This is a genomic window from Asticcacaulis taihuensis (assembly GCF_900100255.1).
Taxonomy (GTDB): domain Bacteria; phylum Pseudomonadota; class Alphaproteobacteria; order Caulobacterales; family Caulobacteraceae; genus Asticcacaulis; species Asticcacaulis taihuensis.
The window spans coordinates 92,362-113,198 of sequence record NZ_FMTS01000005.1 but is presented as its reverse complement, the minus strand read 5'-3'; the positions used below and the strand labels follow the sequence as shown (position 1 = coordinate 113,198).

Annotated in this window: 20 protein-coding genes; 15 read left to right on the top strand and 5 right to left on the bottom strand. The window is 60.6% G+C overall.

Annotation, left to right across the window (positions count from 1 at the left end; all coding sequences use genetic code 11):
* Positions 1-9 precede the first annotated feature (9 nt).
* From moaB to BLO49_RS12880, 3 genes are all read left to right on the top strand, one after another.
* Positions 10-579, top strand: a complete 570-nt coding sequence (gene moaB, locus BLO49_RS12890) for a molybdenum cofactor biosynthesis protein B (RefSeq protein WP_090649317.1) — start codon at positions 10-12, stop codon at positions 577-579.
* Positions 579-1,799, top strand: coding sequence for a molybdopterin molybdotransferase MoeA (locus BLO49_RS12885; protein WP_090649314.1), 1,221 nt, complete (start codon positions 579-581; stop codon positions 1,797-1,799). The genes moaB and BLO49_RS12885 overlap by 1 nt, the downstream gene beginning before the upstream one ends.
* Positions 1,800-1,885: 86 nt before the next feature.
* Positions 1,886-3,676, top strand: coding sequence for a bifunctional protein-serine/threonine kinase/phosphatase (locus tag BLO49_RS12880; protein WP_090649311.1), 1,791 nt, complete (start codon positions 1,886-1,888; stop codon positions 3,674-3,676).
* Between the two features lie 8 nt (positions 3,677-3,684).
* Here BLO49_RS12880 and BLO49_RS12875 read toward each other — a convergent pair whose 3' ends face one another.
* Positions 3,685-4,143 carry a group I truncated hemoglobin gene (locus tag BLO49_RS12875; RefSeq protein ID WP_245679021.1) on the bottom strand — a complete coding sequence of 153 codons (459 nt, stop codon included), beginning with the start codon at positions 4,141-4,143 and terminating at the stop codon, positions 3,685-3,687.
* 9 nt (positions 4,144-4,152) lie between these two features.
* Positions 4,153-5,031: a DUF3034 family protein gene (locus tag BLO49_RS12870; RefSeq protein ID WP_245679020.1), complete on the bottom strand. Its 879-nt coding sequence runs from the start codon at positions 5,029-5,031 to the stop codon at positions 4,153-4,155.
* 263 nt (positions 5,032-5,294) lie between these two features.
* On the opposite strand from BLO49_RS12870, the gene BLO49_RS12865 reads away from it, so the two are divergent.
* From BLO49_RS12865 to BLO49_RS12855, 3 genes are all read left to right on the top strand, one after another.
* Entirely contained in the window at positions 5,295-7,955 is a 2,661-nt protein-coding gene (locus BLO49_RS12865; protein ID WP_170828336.1) for a M1 family metallopeptidase, read from the top strand.
* Positions 7,956-8,179: 224 nt separating this feature from the next.
* Positions 8,180-9,799 carry an MFS transporter gene (locus BLO49_RS12860; RefSeq protein ID WP_245679019.1) on the top strand — a complete coding sequence of 540 codons (1,620 nt, stop codon included), beginning with the start codon at positions 8,180-8,182 and terminating at the stop codon, positions 9,797-9,799.
* Between the two features lie 149 nt (positions 9,800-9,948).
* Positions 9,949-11,193, top strand: a complete 1,245-nt coding sequence (locus BLO49_RS12855; RefSeq protein WP_170828335.1) for a Yip1 family protein — start codon at positions 9,949-9,951, stop codon at positions 11,191-11,193.
* On the opposite strand, the gene BLO49_RS12850 is transcribed toward BLO49_RS12855, so the two are convergent.
* Positions 11,194-12,084, bottom strand: coding sequence for an alpha/beta hydrolase (locus BLO49_RS12850; protein ID WP_139159690.1), 891 nt, complete (start codon positions 12,082-12,084; stop codon positions 11,194-11,196).
* A 137-nt stretch (positions 12,085-12,221) separates the two neighbouring features.
* Here BLO49_RS12850 and BLO49_RS12845 point away from each other — a divergent pair, with 137 nt between their 5' ends.
* The 4 genes from BLO49_RS12845 to BLO49_RS12830 all read left to right on the top strand — a co-directional run bounded on the left by BLO49_RS12845 (position 12,222) and on the right by BLO49_RS12830 (position 15,130).
* On the top strand, positions 12,222-13,457 hold the full coding sequence (locus BLO49_RS12845) for an acyltransferase family protein (protein ID WP_245679018.1): 1,236 nt from the start codon (positions 12,222-12,224) through the stop codon (positions 13,455-13,457).
* On the top strand, positions 13,454-14,086 hold the full coding sequence (locus BLO49_RS12840; RefSeq protein ID WP_090649300.1) for a hypothetical protein: 633 nt from the start codon (positions 13,454-13,456) through the stop codon (positions 14,084-14,086). Before BLO49_RS12845 ends, BLO49_RS12840 begins: the two co-directional genes overlap by 4 nt.
* A complete protein-coding gene (locus BLO49_RS12835; RefSeq protein ID WP_090649297.1) occupies positions 14,083-14,685 on the top strand; it encodes a hypothetical protein in 603 nt (200 codons plus the stop codon). Before BLO49_RS12840 ends, BLO49_RS12835 begins: the two co-directional genes overlap by 4 nt.
* A gap of 145 nt (positions 14,686-14,830) precedes the next feature.
* Complete coding sequence (locus BLO49_RS12830) at positions 14,831-15,130, top strand: winged helix-turn-helix domain-containing protein (RefSeq protein WP_090649294.1); 300 nt, start codon at positions 14,831-14,833, stop codon at positions 15,128-15,130.
* Here BLO49_RS12830 and BLO49_RS12825 read toward each other — a convergent pair.
* Entirely contained in the window at positions 15,107-16,024 is a 918-nt protein-coding gene (locus BLO49_RS12825; RefSeq protein WP_090649291.1) for a DUF817 domain-containing protein, read from the bottom strand. The two genes, BLO49_RS12830 and BLO49_RS12825, sit on opposite strands and share 24 nt — an antisense overlap.
* Before the next feature lie 56 nt (positions 16,025-16,080).
* Positions 16,081-16,887, bottom strand: coding sequence for a hypothetical protein (locus tag BLO49_RS12820; protein ID WP_090649288.1), 807 nt, complete (start codon positions 16,885-16,887; stop codon positions 16,081-16,083).
* Between the two features lie 125 nt (positions 16,888-17,012).
* Between BLO49_RS12820 and BLO49_RS12815 the strand changes: the two genes are divergently transcribed.
* The 5 genes from BLO49_RS12815 (at position 17,013) to BLO49_RS12795 (ending at position 20,827) form a co-directional block, all read left to right on the top strand.
* Entirely contained in the window at positions 17,013-17,999 is a 987-nt protein-coding gene (locus BLO49_RS12815) for a KpsF/GutQ family sugar-phosphate isomerase (RefSeq protein ID WP_090649285.1), read from the top strand.
* Between the two features lie 15 nt (positions 18,000-18,014).
* Positions 18,015-18,797, top strand: coding sequence for a 3-deoxy-manno-octulosonate cytidylyltransferase (locus BLO49_RS12810; RefSeq protein WP_090649282.1), 783 nt, complete (start codon positions 18,015-18,017; stop codon positions 18,795-18,797).
* Positions 18,798-18,822: 25 nt separating this feature from the next.
* Positions 18,823-19,686, top strand: coding sequence for a 3-deoxy-8-phosphooctulonate synthase (gene kdsA, locus BLO49_RS12805; RefSeq protein ID WP_245679017.1), 864 nt, complete (start codon positions 18,823-18,825; stop codon positions 19,684-19,686).
* A 91-nt stretch (positions 19,687-19,777) separates the two neighbouring features.
* On the top strand, positions 19,778-20,215 hold the full coding sequence (locus BLO49_RS12800; protein WP_090649279.1) for an HPr kinase/phosphorylase: 438 nt from the start codon (positions 19,778-19,780) through the stop codon (positions 20,213-20,215).
* A gap of 207 nt (positions 20,216-20,422) precedes the next feature.
* The gene (locus BLO49_RS12795) at positions 20,423-20,827 is read left to right on the top strand and encodes a PTS sugar transporter subunit IIA (RefSeq protein WP_090649276.1); all 405 of its coding nucleotides are present in this window, start codon (positions 20,423-20,425) and stop codon (positions 20,825-20,827) included.
* Positions 20,828-20,837 lie beyond the last annotated feature (10 nt).

Genomic DNA, 20,837 nt, shown 5'->3' with positions numbered 1-20,837 from the left:
GAGACCGGCATGAGCGAGATTACGGAAACGGACAAGAGTTTTCTGGGTGGTGGCCGCATAGACGAAATGCGGCCCTTCCGGCCGGTCAGCCTGGCCGTCCTGACCATTTCCGACACGCGCGACGAGGAAAGCGATACGTCCGGCGATGTGTTGGTCAAACGCATCGAGGCCGCCGGTCACAGCGTCGTGCGCCGCAATATTGTGCGCGATGATATCGATGCTATCCGCGCCAAGGTGATGAAATGGGTCAATACCGGCGAGATCGACGCCATCGTCACCACTGGCGGCACCGGCATTACCGGCCGCGATGTCACGCCGGAAGCCATTGAGCCGCTGCTGACCAAGCGCATCGAGGGCTTCTCGACCATCTTCCACATGCTGAGCTACCAGACGGTCGGCCTCTCCACCCTGCAATCACGGGCGCTGGCGGGGATCATCGACGGTGTGTTCATCTTCTGCCTGCCGGGCTCGAATGGGGCGGTCAAGGACGGCTGGGACAAGGTCATCCGCTGGCAGCTCGATAGCCGTCACGGCCCATGCAACATGGTCGAGCTGATGCCCAGACTTAAGGAAAAATGATGAAAAACGTTGCGGTCGATGTGGCACTCGCAGCGGTCAGGCAGGGCGCGATTTCCCCGGTGGCAGAGCCTGTGCCCCTAGCCAAGGCCATGGGTCGCGTCCTGGCCGAAGCCGTTTTGGCCGGGCGCGATCAGCCGCCCTTCAACGCCTCGGCCATGGATGGCTATGCCGTCCGCAGGGACTCGCTGAAAACGAAAGCCAAACAGGTCACCCTGCATGTGGTCGGCGAAAGTGCGGCGGGCCGTGCCTACGCAGGTAGGGTAGCCGCGGGCGAGGCCGTGCGTATCTTCACCGGTGCGCCGGTGCCCGCCGATTGCGATGCCGTCGTCATTCAGGAAAATGTCGTGCGTCAGGCGGACGTGATCGATGTCCTGCCCGACGGCTGCAAGCCCGACGGACCGTCCCACATTCGCAAGGCCGGCCAGGATTTCAAAGCCGGCGACACCCTGCTGGAGCCCGGCCAGCGGCTCGATCCGTGGCGGCTCTCTCTGGTTGCCGCGGCGGGGCTCGACACTGTGCCAGTACGCAAGCGGCCACGGATAGCCGTCCTGTGTACCGGCGATGAACTGGTGCTGCCCGGCCAGACGCCGAAGCCGGACCAGATTTATGAATCGGCCTCTCATGCGCTCATGGCCCTGATCAAACAGTGGGGCGGCAAGGCCAGCTATCTCGGCGTAGAAGGCGACGACGCCAGGGCCCTGCACAAGGCGCTGAAAAAGACAAAGGCCGACCTGATCGTCACGGTCGGCGGGGCCAGTGTCGGCGATTACGACCTCGTGCGGCCGGCGCTGGAAAAGCTCGGCCTGGCGCTCGATTTCGCCTCTGTTGCGGTCAAACCCGGCAAGCCGACCAGTTTCGGCCGGCTGACCGATGGCACGCGGATATTGAGCCTGCCGGGCAACCCGGCCTCGGCCTTCGTGACGGCGCAACTGTTCCTGAAAGCCTGGATCGAGGCGTCACTGGGGATGCCGGAAACAAGCCCGTTCATCACCGCCGTGACGCAAGGCCCGCTCTCCGCCGCCGGCCCGCGCGAATCCTATCTGCGGGCAAAGATCGGCAGTTCCCTTCAGGGCCAGTTGCAGGTGACGGCTTTCGACGATCAGGATTCCTCGCTGGTCAGTGTGTTTGCCCGCGCCGATGCCCTGATCCGGCTGCCCGCCAACACCCTGCCGCAAAATGCCGGCGCGCGGGTCGAGGTTCTGCCGCTCGACCGGCTGTAAGAAAAAAGTCACGCCGCGTCGCTTAAATATACCGCCCTCTGGACGAACGCGGTTCGCACATGCACACATAGGGCATGACGCCCCCAATGACCCCGACACAAAATGCCTCCAGGCTCGATATCGCCGCCGGTTTCGCCAGCGATATCGGCAAGCGCGAAGAAAACCAGGATTTCGCCGCCCTCTGCCTGGAGGATGGCCAGCGTCATCACGGCGCCGTCGCCGCATTGGCCGATGGCGTCGGCGGCCGCAAGGGCGGGCGCGTGGCCGCCGAGCTGTCCGTGCGTACCTTCATCGATGATTATCTTGGCCAGTCGGAACTGCTGTCGCCGCAAAAGACGGCGGCGCGGGCGCTGGAAAGCATCAATTACTGGCTCTTCCGCGAGGGCCAGAAGAACGAAAACCTGAAAGGCATGTGTGCCGCCTTTACCGGCATTGTCATCAAGGGACGGCGGCTGCACAGCTTCCATGCCGGCGATACCCGCCTCTATCGCCTGCGCGCCGGCCAGCTCGAACAACTGACGCAAGACCATAAGCCGGAAGGCCCCGATGGCAGCCCCTTCATCACCCGCGCAGTCGGGGCTGAGGAAGCCATCCGCATCGATTACGGCGCGCACGACATCTTCCCGCATGACCGGCTGATGCTCTGTTCCGATGGCGTCCACGGCTTTGTCGGCCAGGCACAGATATTGAGCCTGCTCGATGGCCGTACCGCGCCGGAAGAAACCGCCCAGCGGCTGGTCAGCGCCGCCATCGCCCATGGCGGCGACGATAACGCCACCGCCCTGGTGATCGATGTCATCGACCTGCCCCCGGCCACGATCGAAGACCTGAACCTCGCCATCGCCCGGCTGCCGATCATCGAACCGCCCCATGTCGGCGATCTGATCGACGGCTTCAAACTGGAGCGGCAACTGGCCGACGGCATCTACAGCCGCGTTTTCAGGGCGCGTGACATGCGCGAATTCCGCACCGGCATCAGCCCCCATGTCGTGCTGAAATTCCCCAAGCCCCACACCATCGGTTCGGAAACCTCGGCGCGCTCGGCCTTCATGCGCGAAGCCTGGGTGGCCAGCCGCGTCCAGCATATGTGGATCGGCTCGGTGCTCGATATCGCGCCCGGCCGCCAGACCTGTCTCTATGTCGCCCAACCCTATTATGTCGGCGAGACTCTCGAACACCGCCTCCTGCGCGCGCCGAAAATCACGCTCAAGGAAGGCGTCGGCATCGCCACCAAGCTGGCCAAGGCGCTGGGTTCGCTGCACCGCGCCGGCATCATCCACCGCGACGTCAAGCCGGAAAACATCATCCTGACGGCCGATGGCGGCTTCAAGCTGGTCGATCTCGGCGTGGCGCGCATTCCCGGCATCGACAAGGACAGCCTGTTCGTGCCGGGCACGCCCAGCTACAAGGCGCCGGAGCTTTTTGACGGCAAACCGGGTGATGAGCGCTCGGACATTTTCGCCATGGGGGTGACGATATACCGGATGTTCACCGGCGGCGCCTATCCCTTCGGCGAAATCGAGAGCGGCCAGACGCCGCGGTTCAACAAGCCGGAAAGCCTCGCCAGCCGGCGCCGCGACCTGCCCGCCTGGCTCGACAGCGTGATCCTCCAGGCCCTGGCGCCCAATCCGGCCGATCGCTTCCAGGATGGCTTCGAGATGGCCTTCAAGCTGGAGACCGGCTCCCACGGCGCCGAGCCTGATTTCTTTCGCAAGCATTCCTGGCTGGCGCGCAATCAGGTCGGCATCTGGCGTGGCGTCAGCCTGTTCCTGGCCGGCTGCCTGGCGGTTTCCATCATGACGGCGAAGACCGGCATTCCTCTGCCGCCGTGGGCTCAGACGGCCCTGTCGGAACTGGCCAAACGCATCTTCGGCTAGCCCTTGCTTTATCCTTTACCGGCGCCGGTAACGATCTCGCGGTGATGCGGCGCCATGGCGGCCAGCAATCTGTTCTGCGCCCGGAAGGGGACATGGTTCTTGTCCATGGCCTTTTGCAGGCTTTCGACCAGGGCCGTGAAATCCTCTTCGCGGATGCCAAGCTGCGAATGGGCCTCGGTCATGTTCTTGCCGGTATAGGTGCAGCCACCGCCCATGACATGGCAGAAAATCTGGATCAGGCCCGTCTTGATCTGATCGCGCTTGGCGGCGACGAAAAAGTCATGTGTGCGCGGATCAGCCAGCAGATTGACCATCAGGTCATCGGTGATGCGCACCAGCCCCTCATGGCCGCCGAACGCCTGGTAGAGGCTGCCATCGGGCGATATCACCGGGAACGGATCAGCGGTTTGCGTTTCGGCAAGGGCCGGCGTGGCGATAAGAAGAGCGGCCAAGGCGAGATATTTCATGATCATTTCCTAAAAACCGACTTGCAAGGAACCATAGAGCCCGCTCTGGTGTCGCGTGACGATATTGCCGAGATCGGCATAGGCAAGGGTCAGTGAGAGATGCTTGTTCAGGGCATAGGCGGCAAAGATATCCACGCCTGCGCCTTCCTTGGCCACGGCCAGATTGTCCGGTTTGGTGCGGACCTCGGCACCGACAGCGAGACGGCGATTGACCAGATAGGCCAGCGAGCCCTCGAACTGGAGATGATAATCGTTATCGATGCCGCCGTAACCCAGAATGCCGAACTGGTTGGCCTTCGTGGCACGCAATGTGCCGTTCAGCAGAAGGCCGTGCGCCAGATAGAGTTTGGTGGCGCTGACATAATAATCCGTAGACTGATCATCCCGTGCGCCCAGTGCCTTGACGAGGGCGCCGTTCCTGTTGTGCTTAACCTGCGCCCCGGCCGAGACCTGCGGCCACCAGTGATCCTGGTCGAGAATGGCATCGCCAAGCAGGCGCACCTTTACCCCGACCGTCTCCTGCGAAATCGTGTAGCCATAACCCAGGTCGAGGGCGGCGCCGACGCCTTGGGTGTCAAAATCCTGCCGCGCATAGGAAAACTCGACACGGTTATAGAGCCCGACCAGCGCCCCTTGCGAGGTAATGCGATAATCCTGTGTATCGACAGAGGTATAGAAGGCGTTGGCGCCGATCTGATCCTTCGTTTCATAACCGCCAATGACGGCCCAGGGTGTCAGACCGCCGCCGGCCGCGCCTTCCACCTGCGATACGCCGCCGGTCAGCAGCAGTTTCCCGCTGGCATAGGTGAAGATCGACTCAGCCCTGGCGGCCGGGACACCGGCAAGCAATGAAAGCGCCAGCAGGGCGCCTGACAGGTGATGCTTCAAAATGACTCCCTTGAACTCTGGTCCGGTTCAATGAAGGCATTCAGCCGCAACTTCTTTAAGGCTTGCTTTATTAGCCCGCATTTCTGAAGAAAACGCGCGCATTGCGGCCTTTTTGCCACGTCTGGGACGCCCAGGCATTACAAAAACTTAATGTGCAGCCGCCGGAGGCCATGCTAACCCTGCCGACTGGTTACATTCTCAATTATCGCGCCGCATCCAGGGGTCGCCTAACTCCGCGTCGCGTTTACAAACCCGGATATCACATGCGCCCACTGCTTTTCGCCGCCAGCCTGCTCCTTGCCTCGACCGCGCTCACACCCGTGGTAGCTCTGGCCGCACCCGCCGCCACCGCCATTGTCGCCGATGCCAATGCCCCGAAGGGCAAGCTGCCTGACGCCGCCACGCCGCTCGCCTACAGTCTCAACCTGACGATCGTGCCCTCCAAGCCGCGCTTTTCCGGCCATGTCGAGATCGATGTCAATGTGAAGGCCGAAACGAAATCGCTCTACCTGCATGGCCGCGATCTGAAGATGTCCAAGGTCGTCGCCATGGTGGGCGGCAAGCCGGTCAACGCCAAATATACCCAGGTCGACGACCTCGGCGTCGCCCGCCTCGATTTCGCCAAGGCTATTCCCGCCGGGCGCACCACACTGGTATTCGATTATGACGCGCCTTTCACCAATGATGCGGCCGGGCTTTACCGCGTCCAGGTCGGCGGCGAGTGGTATGTCTGGTCGCAGTTCGAATCGATCGATGCCCGCGGCGCCTTCCCGTCGTTCGACGAACCGGGCTTCAAGACGCCGTTCAAGGTGCAGATCACCACGGAAAAGGGTCTGGTGGCCCTCAGCAATGGCCCGGAAGATGGCTCGACCACGGCGGGCTCGATGATCACCCACTCCTTCTATCGCACGGAAAAGCTGCCCACCTATCTGGTCGCCTTCGCGGTCGGGCCCTTCGCCGTGGCCGAAGGCGTGGCCCCGCCCAACCAGTACCGCAACTACGCCCTGCCGATCCGCATCGTCGCTACCAAGCCGAACGCCGCCAAGCTGAAATATGCGCTCGACGAAACGCCGTCGATCGTTTCGCACCTGGAAAACTATTTCGGCCAGGCCTTCCCCTTCCCGAAGCTGGATCAGGTCGCTTCGCCGATCATGCCGGGCGCCATGGAAAACGCCGGCATCGATATCTACGGCGACAACATCCTGCTGCTCGATTCCGGCGCTTCGACCGTCCAGAAGCAGGAATTCGGCATGGTGGTGGCTCACGAGCTGTCGCACCAGTGGTTCGGCGATTATGTCACCCCGGCGTGGTGGGATGATATCTGGCTCAATGAGAGCTTCGCCAACTGGATGGGCTATCGCATCGGCAATGAATGGCGCCCGGAACTAAATATCGGTGTCGGCGCCATCGACGAAGCGTTCGGTGCCATGGATACCGACGCCCTGAAGGTGGGCCGTCCGATTCACGAAAAGATCACCAATAACGGCGACATCGATTCCGCCTTCGACTCCATCACCTATGGCAAGGGGGGGCAGGTCGTAGCCATGGTAGCCGGCTATCTGGGCGACGAGACCTTCAAGCGCGGCGTACGCCTGCATATGTCGCGTCATCCGTATGGCAATGCCACCTCCGATGAATTTTTCGGTGCCCTGGCCGATGCGGCGCAGGAACCGGGTGTGCTCGACGCCATGAAGAGCTTCGTCAACCAGCAGGGTTTCCCGACGGTCGATTTCAGCCATCAGGGCGGCTGGCTGGTGGCGACGCAATCGCGCTATGCACGCCTGGGCACCACGCTCGATCCGCAAAGTTGGACCATCCCGCTCTGCCTGCGTCAGGGCGAGGAACGCAAGTGCTTCCTGATGGCACAGCCGCAGGGCACGCTCGGCGCCGATGCGCCCGGCGCGCTGATGCCAAATGCCGGCGGCACCGGCTATTACCGCTTCACCCTGACGCCGGAAGACTGGTCAACCCTGATCGCCACCGGCGACAAACTGCCCGCCGGCGAGGGCCTGGCGGCGCTCGACAGCCTGTGGGGCCAGTTCTATGCCGGCAAGCTGGCCGCGCCACAACTGATCGAAGCGGCCAAGGTCTTCGTCAACAACAAGGACTCCAACGTCGCCACCGGCAGCGCTGACCAGTTCAACGAACTGGTGACGCGCGGCATTATCCCCGAAGCCGGCCTGCCAGACTATCGCCGGGTGATGGATGAAATCTATGCGCCGCGACTGGCCGCCATCGGCTTCAATCCGAAGGCCGGCGCGCATCTCTCCGACGATCCCGACACCCAGAAGCTTCGCCAGCGCCTGGTAGTCGCGGTCTCCGATGCCGGCCGTGATCCGGCGGTGCGCAAGCAACTGCTCGACGCCGCCAATGCCTATCTGGGCGGCGACAAGACGGCGCTAGACCAGGCGTTCCTGGCGCGCGGCTTCAAGATCTATGTCGAGGAAGGCCACCAGCCGGCGGCCAAGGCCCTGTTCGACCGGATGCTGACCGAACAGGACGAAGTCGTCCGTTCGGCGGTGCGCGGCGCCATTACCTCCGACGCCGACGCCGCTACGGCGACCTGGCTTCTGGGTGCGCTGAACGAGCCCCGCCTGCGCGTGCCGGACAAGCTGGCCCTGGTCGGCGGCCTGATGAACAATGCCGCTACACGCGACATGACCTATGACTGGCTGAAAGCCAATTATGATAGCTTCTCGGCGGGCGCCGGCATCTTCTCCGCCGGCCGCATCGCTTCGCTCCCGCATAATTACTGCGATGCCGGCAAGGCGGATGAGATCGAGCGTATCATGCGGCCGAAGGTCGTCGCTGCCGGCCGCGGCGAACTGTCCTTCAACCGGATGCTGGAAGACATCCGCTCATGCAGCGTTCTGAAAGACGCCAAGAGCGCGGAAGTCGTCACGGCGCTGAAAGACGCGAAGTAATTTCTGGTCCCCTCCCCCCATCACAATGGGGAGAGGGGGATTCAAACCCTCCGGCGCGAAATCGCCGGAGGGTTTTTTCTCGACCAAGGCTAATCCCTTGCCGATACGCCGCGCCTGTGCCATTTCTGTTTTCAAACAGACAAAAGTCACATCCGGTAATCGGGTGCACAGGCAAAGCAAGGGGTTGAGACGTTATGGGCGAAACGGCGCATAAAAAACAAAGCATGGCTCTGGTGATCGGAGCGTCATCGCTCGGCACCATCTTCGAATGGTTCGATTTCTACATTTTCGGCACGCTGGCCGCCATCATGGGGGCGCAGTTCTTCGAGGTGAAGGGCATCAACCCGACCACCTCCTTCATCTTCGCGCTTCTGGCTCTTGCCGCCGGCTTCATCGTCCGGCCCTTCGGCGCCATGGTCTTCGGCGGCATGGGCGACAAGGTGGGCCGCAAGCACACCTTCCTGATCACCATGATCATCATGGGCCTCTCCACCTTCCTGGTCGGCGTCCTGCCCACCTATCACCAGATCGGCATAGCCGCCCCCATCATCCTGATCGGCCTGCGGCTGGTGCAAGGCCTGGCCATGGGCGGCGAATATGGCGGCGCCGCCACCTACGTGGCCGAGCACTCACCGGATAACAAGCGCGGCCAGATGACCGCCTGGATTCAGACTACCGCCACGCTCGGCCTGCTGCTGGCCCTGGTCGCTATCGGCGTGACCCAACACTATGTCTCCGAAGCAGATTTCAAGGAGTGGGGCTGGCGGCTACCGTTCCTGTTCTCTATCGTGCTACTGCTGGTCTCGATCTGGATCCGCATGAAGCTCAATGAAAGCCCGGTTTTCCAGGCCATGAAGGAAGAAGGCCGCACGGCGAAATCGCCGCTTTCCGAAGCCTTCCTGAAATGGTCGAACCTGAAGATCGTGCTGATCGCCCTGTTCGGCCTCGTCATGGGGCAAGGTGTGGTATGGTATACCGGCCAGTTTTACGCCCTGTTCTTCCTGCAGAAAATGCTGCATGTCGATCTCGCCACCTCCTACTGGCTGATCGGCGCGGCCCTGGTCATCGCCACCCCCTTCTTCATCTTCTTCGGCTGGCTGTCAGATCGCATCGGCCGTAAGCCGATCATCCTGGCCGGCCTGGCTCTGGCGGCGATCGGCTATTTCCCGCTGTTCCAGATGCTGACCGGCGCCGTCAGCCCGGCGCTCGAGCACGCACAGAAAGCGTCGCCGGTCGTGGTCGTGGCCGATCAGGCGGCCTGCGCCGTGCAGTTCGATCCAGTCGGCAAGGCGAAGTTCCTGCAATCGTGCGATATCGCCAAGTCGTATCTCGCCAAGGGCGGCATCAGCTACACCAATGAAGCCGCCCCCGCAGGCACAGTCGCCAGCGTGCGTATCGGCCAGACGGTCATCCCCGCCTTCGAGGGCCGGGGGCTGGCCGCCGACGCGCTGAAAGCCGGGCAGGCCGATTTCGCCGAACAGGTGGGCGCGGCCCTGAAAACCGCCGGTTATCCGGCCAAGGCCGACACCGCGCAGATCGATTTCCCGAAAACCATCGGCATCCTGACCCTGCTGGTCGTTCTGGTGACTATGGTCTATGCGCCGATGGCGGCGGCCCTGGTGGAAATGTTCCCGGCGCGTATCCGCTACAGCGCCATGTCATTGCCCTATCACTTCGGCAATGGCTGGTTCGGCGGGCTGCTGCCCTTCATCACCTTCACCATCGTGGCAGCGACCGGCGGCATCTATGACGGCCTGTGGTATCCGGTGGGTATCGCCGCCCTGACAGTCCTGATCGGCCTGTTCACTATCAGGGACAACCGGCATATCGATTTCAAGGAATGATGACTTCACGAAAACGTTGAAACGAAAGGGCCTCCGGTTGATTGACCGGGGGTTCTTTTTTGGCCATGCTCGCCTTATTGGGGCAAAATCTGACTGCGCCCCGCCAGTGCCAGCGTATTTATTATCCACTGACAGGGCGATCCCACACCATGACCGACGACTCCGTTCCCCCCGTGCAAGCGCCGGACCCCAATCCTTACGCCAATCCGAAAAACCCGAACAATCTGATCGAACGGGTGCAGGCCATCCTACTGAAACCCTCGCCAACCTGGGACGTGATCGAGCGCGAAACACCGACGGTCCAGCAGCTCTATACCAGCTATATCATGCCACTGGCCGCCATAGGCCCGATAGCCAGCGCCATTGGTGGCGTGGTATTTGGCATTGGCGCGTTCGGCATTTCCTACCATACACCTCTGCTGATGGCGATTGTCGGCGCGATATTGAGCTATGTGCTGTCGCTGATCATGATCTATGTCGTGGCGCTCGTCATCGATGGGCTGGCGCCCAGTTTCAACGGCCAGAAAAACTTCATCCAGGCGCTCAAGCTTGCCGCCTATGCGTCTACGGCCGGCTGGGTGGCTTCCATCTTCGGCCTGTTTCCGATGCTCGGCATACTGACCCTGCTTGGCGCACTCTACGGCATATACCTCTTCTATCTCGGCCTGCCGAAACTGATGAAGAACCCCGCCGATAAAACCGTGGTCTACATGATCGTTGTGGCGATTGTTTATATCGTCCTGGCCATGATCATAGGCGCTGTTGCCGGTGCCGTTACCAGCGCCGGCATGATGGCCACTGGCGGGATGGGGCACATGGGTGGCTTCGCGTTCAATAATCACGCGATCGTCGCGCCCAATGTCTCCAAGATGGAAGAGGCCGCCAATCAGATGGAAGCCGCGGCCAACCAGATGGCGGCGCAAGCCTCGGCCGCCCAGACGGGCCAGTCGGTGGTCAAGCTGGCCGACGCCTCGGCGCTGCTGGCCCTGCTGCCACCGTCCTATAACGGTGCCGCACGCACCGATGACAATACCAGTTCCGGCGGCGCGGGCGGCATCGCTGTCTCCACCGCAAAGGGCACCTATCATATTGGCGACGGCACGGTGAATGTCACGGTCACTGACATGGGCACGGTGGCCGGCATCGGCGCCATGGCGGCGGCGATGAACCTGAACTCGTCAAGCAGCAGCGCTACAGGCTATGAGAAGGTCACCACCGAAAACGGCCGCATGGTCACGGAGAAATGGGACAATGCGGCCAAGCACGGTGAATACGCCATTGTTTCCGATGGCCGCATCAGCGTGGCGGCAGAAGGCGATAATGTCGATATGGGCACCCTGAAAGCGGTGGTCGCCAGCGTCGATGTCGGCCGCGCCAAGGCACTCACCCAATAACTATTTCCTGATCACCAGCGCCGGATCGATATCTGTCTCCGGCAACCCCAGAAACTTCCAATAATGAGGATAAACACCGTCACGGGTCAGGGTATTATGCTCTGACCCGTGCATTCGCACGAATACCTTCGGCTGATTGGCCAGGGCATACAGGCGTTCGCCCTCCTGGAAGGGAATGACGCTGTCCTTGTCGCCATGAGCGATCAGCACCGGCATATGGACATCCCTGATGCGCTCGCGGTTCAGGAATTTGTCCTTCATCAGAAATGATACCGGAATGAGTGGATAGCGCTCGGCCCCGACATCGCTGGCGGCGGTAAAGGGCGCTTCCAGAATAAGAGCGCGCGCAGGCCGCTGGGTGGCGACGTAGGTAGCGACGCCGGTGCCCAGGCTGTGGCCATGGATGACGATATCGGAATCGCGGAAACCTTTTGCCTTCAGCCAGTCATAGGCGGCCAGGCCATCGATCAGCAGCCCCTTTTCCGATGGCGTGCCGGTGGAGCCGGAATAGCCGCGATAAGCGAGCGCCAGATAACCCACCCCCTGTTTGTGCATCCGGATATAGCGCCACTTGCCCATCATCAAGGTGCCGCTTTGGCCGTGCAGGAACAGGATGACCGGCTGGCCCGGCCGGGGCGCTTCATAAAGCGCCTGCAGGGTTTCGCCATCGGGCGTATGGATGCGCACATCCTGCAAGGCCAGGCCCTTTATGGCGAGGGCTTCGGTCTCCGGTTCGGGAAAGAAAAGCAGGTGGCGCTGCTCGATATACAGATACCCGACCGCCAGGAGCCACGCGGCCAGACAGGTACCGGCCAAACCAAGGCCGGCAAGGCGCAGAAGCCGCCAGGCGAAGGCCGGGCTGCGTGATTTTTTATCGATTGCGTCGTTCATACCCGCCCCTTTTCACATGATTTATCGAAGCTTTGATGACGACAGGCAATCTTGAAATTGATAAACTGGTTTACATTTCAAACTTGTTGATATATCTGTGCCGCTATTGGGGCAATCGGCCCTGACGGGAGGTCATTATGTCTGAGACAGCCAATATGTCTGTGAGTACCCATTCCGAGCGTTTTCACGATCTCGATGCCGTGCGGGCCGGCGCGCTTCTGCTCGGCGTCGCTCTGCACACCACCATGTCCTTTATCGAGCCCCAGGTCTGGCTCATCAAGGATGCCAATTCCTCGACGGGACTAGCCGTGCTGTTCTACGTCATCCACATGTTCCGCATGATGACCTTCTTCGTCATGGCCGGGTTCTTCGCCCATATGCTGATGAGCAAGCGCGGCCTGGGTGGCTTCATCAAAAACCGGCTGATCCGCGTCGGCGCGCCGCTGGCCATCTTCTGGCCGATCGTCTTTGCCTCGATCATTGCCATCATGATCATCGCCTTTGCGCCACCGCCGGGCGCACCGGCCGTCCCCGCCGCCCCGCCGCCGCCATTATCGGCCAAGACCTTTCCTCTGACCCATCTGTGGTTCCTCTATGCCCTGCTGTGGCTCTACGGCGGCGCTGTCGTTCTCAAGCTTGTGACGGACGTGCTGCATATCGGCAAAGGGCTGGGACGGATGTTGGACGCCGTCGTCGGTTTCCTGACCCGCACCGATCTGATCGGCGCCGTGCTGATCCTGCCGGCCTTTGCCGCCCTCTATGCCAATCCGGCCTGGCTGATATGGTTCGGCATCCCGACCCCGGATGCGGGCGTGGTAATCAATACGTCCGCCCTCTCTGGTTTCGCTACGGCCTTTGCCTTTGGTTGGTTCCTGCACCGCTCACCGGACCTGCTGGCCCATCTGGCCAGGCGCTGGTGGGCGCATCTGTCTGCGGCGGTGATCGGCACGGTCATCTGCCTGAATATGGTCGGTATTACTGCCGTTATAACGCCCGCAAAAGGCAGCGACCATCCGATCTATCTGGCGCTTTACCTGCTGACCGGCTGGTCGTGGACGCTTGGCCTGATCGGCGCCGCCCATGCTTTTCTGAAACGCGAAAACCCGGTGCTACGCTATCTGTCGGATGCCTCCTACTGGATCTACATCCTGCACATTCCGGTGGTAATGGGCCTGCAACTGGCGGTGCGCAACCTGCCCGGGCCGGCCGAGCTGAAATTCGGCGGGGTTTTGCTGGCCACCGTGATGATCGGGCTTCTCACCTATCAAATTATGGTACGCTATACCTTCATCGGGGCGATTCTCAACGGCCGTCGCCGCAAGGTGAAACGCGCAGGCCATGGCCAGGAGGCTTTGTTAGGAGATGGGGCATGACTGAACCGGGCGAGGACGTCCATAAAGACCTTGCCTTCCTGAAGGCCCTCGTCAGCGAGGGCCCGAAGGCGCAAGGGGCGGCCGGCATCGTCTTCCTGACTGCCGGGCTGGCCTATGGCCTCGATTGCCTGGCCTATTGGGCGCAAGGCGCGTTCGGCTGGCCGCAGAGCGCGCTGATAAATTGGACTCTGATCCTGTTCCCCATTGTCGTGTCTGTCCCGGTTATCATCTACGTCTCCTGGCAAAGCCGAAAGAACGGAGAACAAGGCGTCGCCACGCGGGCGCTCAATGCCGCCTATGGCTCCGCGGGCCTCGCCAATCTCGCCATTGCCATCGTCTTCGGCTATGTCGCCAGCACGCAGAAAAACATGCTGATCTGGCTGCTTTATCCGGTGGTCATCTGCGCCTTTCTGGGTGCGGTCTGGTATGTCGCCTATATGATCCGGCGCAAATTGTGGCTGGTGGGCGTTTCCGCCGGCTGGTTCGTCACCACCGTGACGCTGGGGCTGCTAATCCGCCAGACCCAAACCTACCTGCTCATTCTCGGCATCGCCCTGATCCTGCTGATGGGTGGTTCGGGCTGGATGATGATGGCGCTGGATCGCCGCCAGAAGGGAGGCGACGCATGAGCAAGGATATTCAGGCCGATCTGGCCTTTGTAAAGGCACTGGTCAGCGAAGGCGCGCGGGTGCGGATTTCCGGCGGCGCGCTCTATTTGGCCGGCGGCGTATGCTATGGCCTGCAATGCCTGGTGCAGTGGGTGCATCTGGCGGGTATCGTCAATATCGGCATGTGGGGCAATTTGATTGCCGGCATATTGCCGACTGTGGTCTTTCTAGCGGTGATGTGCGTCATCCTGTGGCGCGATCGCAAGGTGCCGAAGAACGGCGTGGCGACGCGGGCGCTCAATGCCGCCTTCAGCAGCGCGGGGCTGGCCAATCTCTTCATGGTTGGTGTGTTTGCCTACACCGCCATCACCGAAAAGAGCATTCTGATCTGGCTGCTGTATCCGATCACGGTCTGCGCCTTTCAGGGCGCCGTGTGGTTCACCGCCTACATGATCCGCCGGGAAGCCTGGCTGGCGATCATCTCCATCGGCTGGTTCATCACCACCTTCGCCCTGGGTCTGCTGATCGGCAGCCCGCACTATGTGCTGGTGCTGGGTCTGGCCCTGTCCGTCATTATGGGCGGCGGCGGCTGGTACATGATGCGGCAGGCGCGGAAATAATGTCTGGTTTCGACATCATTTTTCTCGCTCAAGCGCCGCGAAGGCTCGCCGCATCAGCGGCGGCGCGATTTGTGCTCAAGCAGCGAAGCGTTAGCACGCTTCTATGGCGCGCTTGCCAAATGCCTAAGCATTTGGAGAACTGAGTATGGCCGGCTTTGATATAAACAAGCTGGACGATGCCATTCACGGACGTCTGCGTCTGGGCATAATGGCCTATCTGATGGACGCCGAAGCCGCTGATTTCAATGAGCTAAAGGCGGTGCTGGAAGCGACCCAAGGTAATCTGTCGGTCCATCTGCGCAAGCTGGAGGAGGCTGGCTATGTCGAGATCATCAAGAGCTTCCAGGGCCGCAAGCCGCTGACCCGCGTCCATATCACACCCGCCGGCCGTAAGGCATTTGCTGATTACCTGGAAGCCCTGTCAAACCTGGTCGCGCGGCGCTAATCCACGAAACCAGAAGCGATATCCGCCCGATTTTTCCGCTTCACCATCGGGGGCTTTCGGCTTGAAGATCAGCGTCACTGTCACAAAGCTGATGATCAGCAAAAGCCCCCAGGCGCCCATCTTCTGGATCGACACCAGATGCCACGCCTTGCCGGGGTAGCTCCAGGTGTGAGTGAAGGTGCCGATGTTTTCCGCCAGCCACAGGAAGAAGGCCGTCAGGGTGCCGGCCAGCAGATAGGGCATGGAATGGACGGCCCGGTCGATGCGGAAGAAGACAAAGCAGCGGAAATAGATCACGAAAATCGCCGCGAAGATCAGGTAGCGGAAATCGAACAGGAAATGATGCGTGAAGAAGTTCACATAGATCACCAGGGCCAGCGCATAGGTCACCCAGGGTTTCGGGTAGTGTGAAAAGCGCATGTCGAAGACGCGGACGGCGCGGGCGATGAACGAGCCGACGCTGCCATACATGAAGCCGGTGAACAGCGGCACCCCGCCGATATGGAAAATCGACGGCTCCGGATAGGTCCACGAACCCATATGGGTCTTGAAGATTTCCATGATCGTGCCGGTGATATGGTATAGGAAAATCACCTTCACTTCGTCGAAGGTTTCCAGTCGCGTCCATAGCAGCAGGCATTGAATGGCGATAGCGGCCGCCAGCAGGAAATCATAACGATAGATCGGACTATGAACTGGCCAGACCAGGTGCGTGACGATCATCAGGCCCAGCATCCCGGCGCCGAACAGGCACGACCACGCCATCTTCAACCCGAACAGCACGAACTCGCGCACTGGCCCCGGCAGGACAAGCAGGGTGCGCCTGATCCAGCGCCGGACCGGCTGCAGAAAAGGGGCAAGGGGATGAATGGGCGGTGAGGCGGACGGTTGCATGGATAATACTTCTATGGCTAGCGACTGACACGCTAGTGGCATAAAGCTCACTCGTTTTAGCTTTTATTATCGGGGTCACAAGCCACAAAGCGATTCATGTTCAGGTCGTACTTCGAAACTCCATCTGTTACGCGCTCGACGCCGATGTCATCCACATAACGAATGCGCCATCCAGCGTATATTTGCATTGTGCTGTCGAAGTCTTTGTTGCCGGTAGCTCTATACGCTCTGGCTGTATCGATCAAACTTATGGCTTCCGGCGTGATATCCGCGTCCATAACAAAATTCTGTTCTTGGCCGGGCAGTAAGACCTGTGGCTGCCCGGCATTGTCTAGATAAGGCATCTCTAAAGAAAGCGGCGGCGGCAAAGGAATGCTTCCATCCCCATATTCGCAGCGTAGAGCGATGCCAATTACCTTACATCTGGAAATGCCAATGTTTCTTACTGCGCATTGAATTTTAGGCGCATCTGGCGGATTGAAAATCAAAAGTTCCAGTTTTCGGAAGTTTAATTCGGGTGGAAAGCTGGCTAGATATTCTCTGCGGGAATGGTCGATAGAATCTTTGGCTGCTTGCCCCGCTTTCGCGGCTTCTAAAGCTGCCCAACCGGTAAATACAAGTCCTAGTGTCGAAAGCACCGCTTGTATGACGGCAACGGATATTCCCCAGAAAGTAAGATCATTTGTAAAGGCTGTCAGGCAGTTAGAGAATGAATTAGTGCCGGCTTCTTTAGAGCAAGCTTGTGCTAATACATCATCCTGCCACAGCAAACGGACACCTAAATAGATTAGAATGGCTCCAAATATGGCAATAAATGCAATGATCAATCCGCCAATGCCCACGGCGACTTTTGAGATTTTCATGAATTCTGCCCCTTTAAATATGATGCAATACTAGGTGAAGTCCTTGTGAGGAGCAATCTGCGCATTTGGATTGTCCCCCCTTGCCAACCTTGCTAAGAGGGGCGCGCGCACCATATGGATTGACTATGACCTTAAGCCCGCCCTCCGAAATCAACAGCCGCACCGAGATTCTCGCTACCGGCGCGCGGGTGATGCGCACCGAGGGCGAGGCCCTGCTGCTGTTTGCCGGTTCGCTGTCGGAATCGTTCGTGCGGGCGGTTGAGGTGATGTACGCCGTCAAGGGGCGGGTGATCCTCTCCGGCATGGGCAAGTCGGGCCATATCGCAGCCAAGATCACCGCGACGCTCGCCTCCACCGGCACGCCGGCGCAGTTCGTCCACCCGGCTGAAGCCTCGCACGGCGATCTCGGCATGATCACGCCCGATGATGTGGTCGTGGTGCTGAGCAATTCCGGTGAGACCTCGGAACTGAGCGATATTATCCACCATACCCGCCGCTTCCAGATCCCGCTGATCGGCGTGGCCTCGCGCCCGGACTCGACCCTGCTCAAGGCGGCCGATATCGCGCTCGTCCTGCCCAATGCGCCGGAAGCCTGCGCGATCGGCATGGCGCCGACCACCTCCACCACCATGACCCTGGCGCTCGGTGATGCTTTGGCCGTGGCGATCATGGAAAAGCGCGGTTTCCAGCCGACCGATTTCAAGACCTTCCATCCCGGCGGCAAACTGGGTGCGCAACTGCTGCCGGTTTCCGGCCTGATGCACACCGGTGACGCCCTGCCGCTGGTGGCTGAGCAAACGCCGATGGGCGACGCCCTGCTGGTCATGACCGCCAAGAGCTTCGGCGTGGTCGGGATCACCGATGTCAACGGCAAGCTGACCGGCATCATCACCGACGGCGACCTGCGCCGCAATATGTCCGGCCTGATGGACAAGACCGCCAAGCAGGTGATGCACGTCGGTCCGCGCACCATCCGCCCCGATGCCCTGGCCGCTGAGGCGCTGGGCATCATGAACGACAGGAAGATCACCTGCCTGTTCGCGGTCGATGACCACAGCAAGCCGGTCGGCCTGATCCATATCCACGATTGCCTGCGCGCCGGGGTAGCCTAAGAAAGTGTCGCTTAAATGAAGACCATCATTCTCATTCCCGCGCGCTATGCCTCCACGCGCTATCCCGGCAAGCCGCTGGTCAAGCTGACTGGTAAAGACGGCGTGGCCAAGTCGCTGATCCAGCGTTCCTGGGAAGCGGCCAGCGCCGTCGAAGGCGTGGCAAGCGTCTATGTCTGCACCGATGATGACCGTATCCGCGATGCCGCCGAGGCCTTCGGCGCGCAGGTGATCATGACCTCGGAAACCTGCGCCAACGGTACGGAGCGCTGCGCCGAGGCCATGCACAAGCTGAAAGAGTCGGCTGATCTCTATGTCAACCTGCAAGGGGATGCGCCACTGACCCCGGCCTGGTTCGTCGAAGACCTGATCCGCGAGATGAAGACCTATCCCGACGCCCAGATGGCCACGCCTGTCCTGCGCTGCGACGCCCAGACCTATGCCAATTTCGTCGAGGACCGTCAGAATGGCCGCGTCGGCGGCACCACGGCGGTGTTTGATCGCCACATGAACGCCCTTTATTTCTCCAAGGAAGTCATTCCCTATACGGGCAAGACGTTCAGCGAGGGCGACACCATCCCGGTCTTCCACCATGTCGGCGTCTATGCCTATCGCGGCGAGGCGCTGAACAGCTATCTCAAATGGCCGGTCGGCCCGCTGGAAACCTATGAAGGCCTGGAGCAACTGCGTTTCCTCGAAAACGGCATGTCGATCCGCTGCGTCGAGGTCGATGGCCGTGGCCGCGTGTTCTGGGAACTGAACAACCCCGTCGATGTCGCCCGCATTGAACAAGTAATTTAGGCAAGTGATTTAAGGAAGCATACCCATGTCGATCCAGCCGCAGCACGTCAAAACGAAGACCTTCGAAATCGGTGATTTCGGCCAGCCGAAGATCACGGTCGGCGGCGATGAACCCTTCGTCCTGATCGCCGGGCCCTGCCAGATCGAGAGCCTCGATCACGCCCTGATGATGGCCGAGAAGATCGCCGAAGCCTGCGCGCCTTCCGGCACCAAGTTCATCTACAAGTCGAGCTATGATAAAGCCAACCGCTCCAGCATCGGGACGGCGCGGGGTATCGGCATGGATGAGGGCCTCGATATCCTGGCCGCCGTGCGGGAGAAGTTCGGCTGCCCGGTGCTGACCGACGTACATGATGCCGGCCAGTGCGAGCCGGTGGGCAAGCAGGTCGATGTCATCCAGATACCGGCCTTCCTGTGCCGCCAGACCGATCTGCTGCTGGCCGCCGGCGCCACTGGTCGCACAATCAATGTCAAGAAGGGTCAGTTCCTGGCGCCGTGGGACATGAAGAACGTCGCCAACAAGATCGCCAGCACGGGCAATGAGCGCATCCTGCTGTGCGATCGCGGGACATCTTTTGGTTACAACACCCTGGTCAGCGATTTCCGCGGCCTGCCGATCATGGCCCAGACCGGCTATCCGGTGATGTTCGACGCCACCCACAGCGTGCAGCAACCCGGCGGCCAGGGCACCACCTCCGGCGGTCAGCGTGAGTTCGCGCCGGTGCTGGCCCGCGCCGCCTGCGCGGTCGGGGTCTCGGCGGTGTTTATCGAAACCCACGAAGACCCGGATCATGCGCCTTCCGATGGCCCCAATATGATCTATATCGACAAGATGCAGGAACTGATCACCACACTCCGCGCCTTCGATGATCTGGCCAAGGGGAAATAAGGATCAGGTAGGAGTTCGTCATGAAGCATTTTCCTTACCTCCTGCGCTAGAAACGACTTTCACAGTCCGCCATCCGTGCCTAGATACCGGCATGAGCAAACTGATCATCCACGCTACGTCCTTAAGCCTGCATATCGGTCAGGCGTGGCGCGGCGTATTGATCATGGGGCCATCCGGCAGCGGCAAGAGCGACCTGGCCCTGCGCCTGATCGAAGCGGCCGGATATACCGGCTGTGCCCTGGTGAGCGACGATTACAGCGTTCTGTGGACTTCCGGCGGGCAGCTTTATGCCGGCGCGCCGGAAACCATCGAAGGCCGCATGGAGATTCGCGGACTGGGCATCATGACGGCGGAAACGCGCAAGATGACGCGCATCCACCTGGCCGTCCTGGCACAGTCCGATCCGATCGAGCGCCTGCCCGAAAACGAAATTACGCCCATTCTGGGACAGGCCATCCCGACGATCCGCCTCAATCCGCGCGAAGCTTCCAGTGTCAGCAAACTCCTTCACCGCTTGAAAATTGCTTAAAAAGACTTACCTAAAGGTCAGCTCTCGGGCTCATTCATACCCTGTAAATACGGCCTCTGGCATATTTGGCACACCGGATCTGTTGCGGCGCAAAATTTGCTGGACACACATAATCTCGTTTTGCAGTGCGATGAAATCGGGACTAGTATGACGGGCTACCCCGCTTAATGGTGACAAGCCCAAGGCGTTAGTAAGGATGTTGCTTTAATGATCGGACTGGTCATCGTGACTCACGGCAAGCTGGCTGACGAGTTCGTATCGGCGATGGAACATGTGGTTGGCCCGCAGACCCAGGTGGCTGCCATCTGTATCGGGCCCGAGGACGATGTCGCCCAGCGCCGCAAGGATATTCTGGAGGCCACCTTTGCCAACGATTCCGGTGATGGCGTCATCTTGCTGACCGATATGTTCGGCGGCACCCCCTCCAATCTCGCCATTTCGGTCATGGAACAGACCAAGGCCGAGGTCATTGCCGGCCTCAACCTGCCGATGCTGATCAAACTGGCCTCCTTACGCAAAAACGAAGACCTCGGCGCCTGCGTCTGCCATGCCCAGGAAGCCGGCCGCAAATACGTCACCGTCGCCTCTTACGTGCTTTCCGGCGATAACTGACCCTTCCTTT

Bases quoted from the DNA above. Each gene is read 5' to 3' on its own strand.
- moaB (WP_090649317.1), top strand. From the start codon at position 10: ATGAGCGAGATTACGGAAACGGACAAGAGTTTTCTGGGTGGTGGCCGC.
- BLO49_RS12885 (WP_090649314.1), top strand. From the start codon at position 579: ATGAAAAACGTTGCGGTCGATGTGGCACTCGCAGCGGTCAGGCAGGGC.
- BLO49_RS12880 (WP_090649311.1), top strand. From the start codon at position 1,886: ATGACCCCGACACAAAATGCCTCCAGGCTCGATATCGCCGCCGGTTTC.
- BLO49_RS12875 (WP_245679021.1), bottom strand. From the start codon at position 4,143: ATGAAATATCTCGCCTTGGCCGCTCTTCTTATCGCCACGCCGGCCCTT.
- BLO49_RS12865 (WP_170828336.1), top strand. From the start codon at position 5,295: ATGCGCCCACTGCTTTTCGCCGCCAGCCTGCTCCTTGCCTCGACCGCG.
- BLO49_RS12860 (WP_245679019.1), top strand. From the start codon at position 8,180: ATGGCTCTGGTGATCGGAGCGTCATCGCTCGGCACCATCTTCGAATGG.
- BLO49_RS12855 (WP_170828335.1), top strand. From the start codon at position 9,949: ATGACCGACGACTCCGTTCCCCCCGTGCAAGCGCCGGACCCCAATCCT.
- BLO49_RS12850 (WP_139159690.1), bottom strand. From the start codon at position 12,084: ATGAACGACGCAATCGATAAAAAATCACGCAGCCCGGCCTTCGCCTGG.
- BLO49_RS12845 (WP_245679018.1), top strand. From the start codon at position 12,222: ATGTCTGAGACAGCCAATATGTCTGTGAGTACCCATTCCGAGCGTTTT.
- BLO49_RS12840 (WP_090649300.1), top strand. From the start codon at position 13,454: ATGACTGAACCGGGCGAGGACGTCCATAAAGACCTTGCCTTCCTGAAG.
- BLO49_RS12835 (WP_090649297.1), top strand. From the start codon at position 14,083: ATGAGCAAGGATATTCAGGCCGATCTGGCCTTTGTAAAGGCACTGGTC.
- BLO49_RS12830 (WP_090649294.1), top strand. From the start codon at position 14,831: ATGGCCGGCTTTGATATAAACAAGCTGGACGATGCCATTCACGGACGT.
- BLO49_RS12825 (WP_090649291.1), bottom strand. From the start codon at position 16,024: ATGCAACCGTCCGCCTCACCGCCCATTCATCCCCTTGCCCCTTTTCTG.
- BLO49_RS12820 (WP_090649288.1), bottom strand. From the start codon at position 16,887: ATGAAAATCTCAAAAGTCGCCGTGGGCATTGGCGGATTGATCATTGCA.
- BLO49_RS12815 (WP_090649285.1), top strand. From the start codon at position 17,013: ATGACCTTAAGCCCGCCCTCCGAAATCAACAGCCGCACCGAGATTCTC.
- BLO49_RS12810 (WP_090649282.1), top strand. From the start codon at position 18,015: ATGAAGACCATCATTCTCATTCCCGCGCGCTATGCCTCCACGCGCTAT.
- kdsA (WP_245679017.1), top strand. From the start codon at position 18,823: ATGTCGATCCAGCCGCAGCACGTCAAAACGAAGACCTTCGAAATCGGT.
- BLO49_RS12800 (WP_090649279.1), top strand. From the start codon at position 19,778: ATGAGCAAACTGATCATCCACGCTACGTCCTTAAGCCTGCATATCGGT.
- BLO49_RS12795 (WP_090649276.1), top strand. From the start codon at position 20,423: ATGATCGGACTGGTCATCGTGACTCACGGCAAGCTGGCTGACGAGTTC.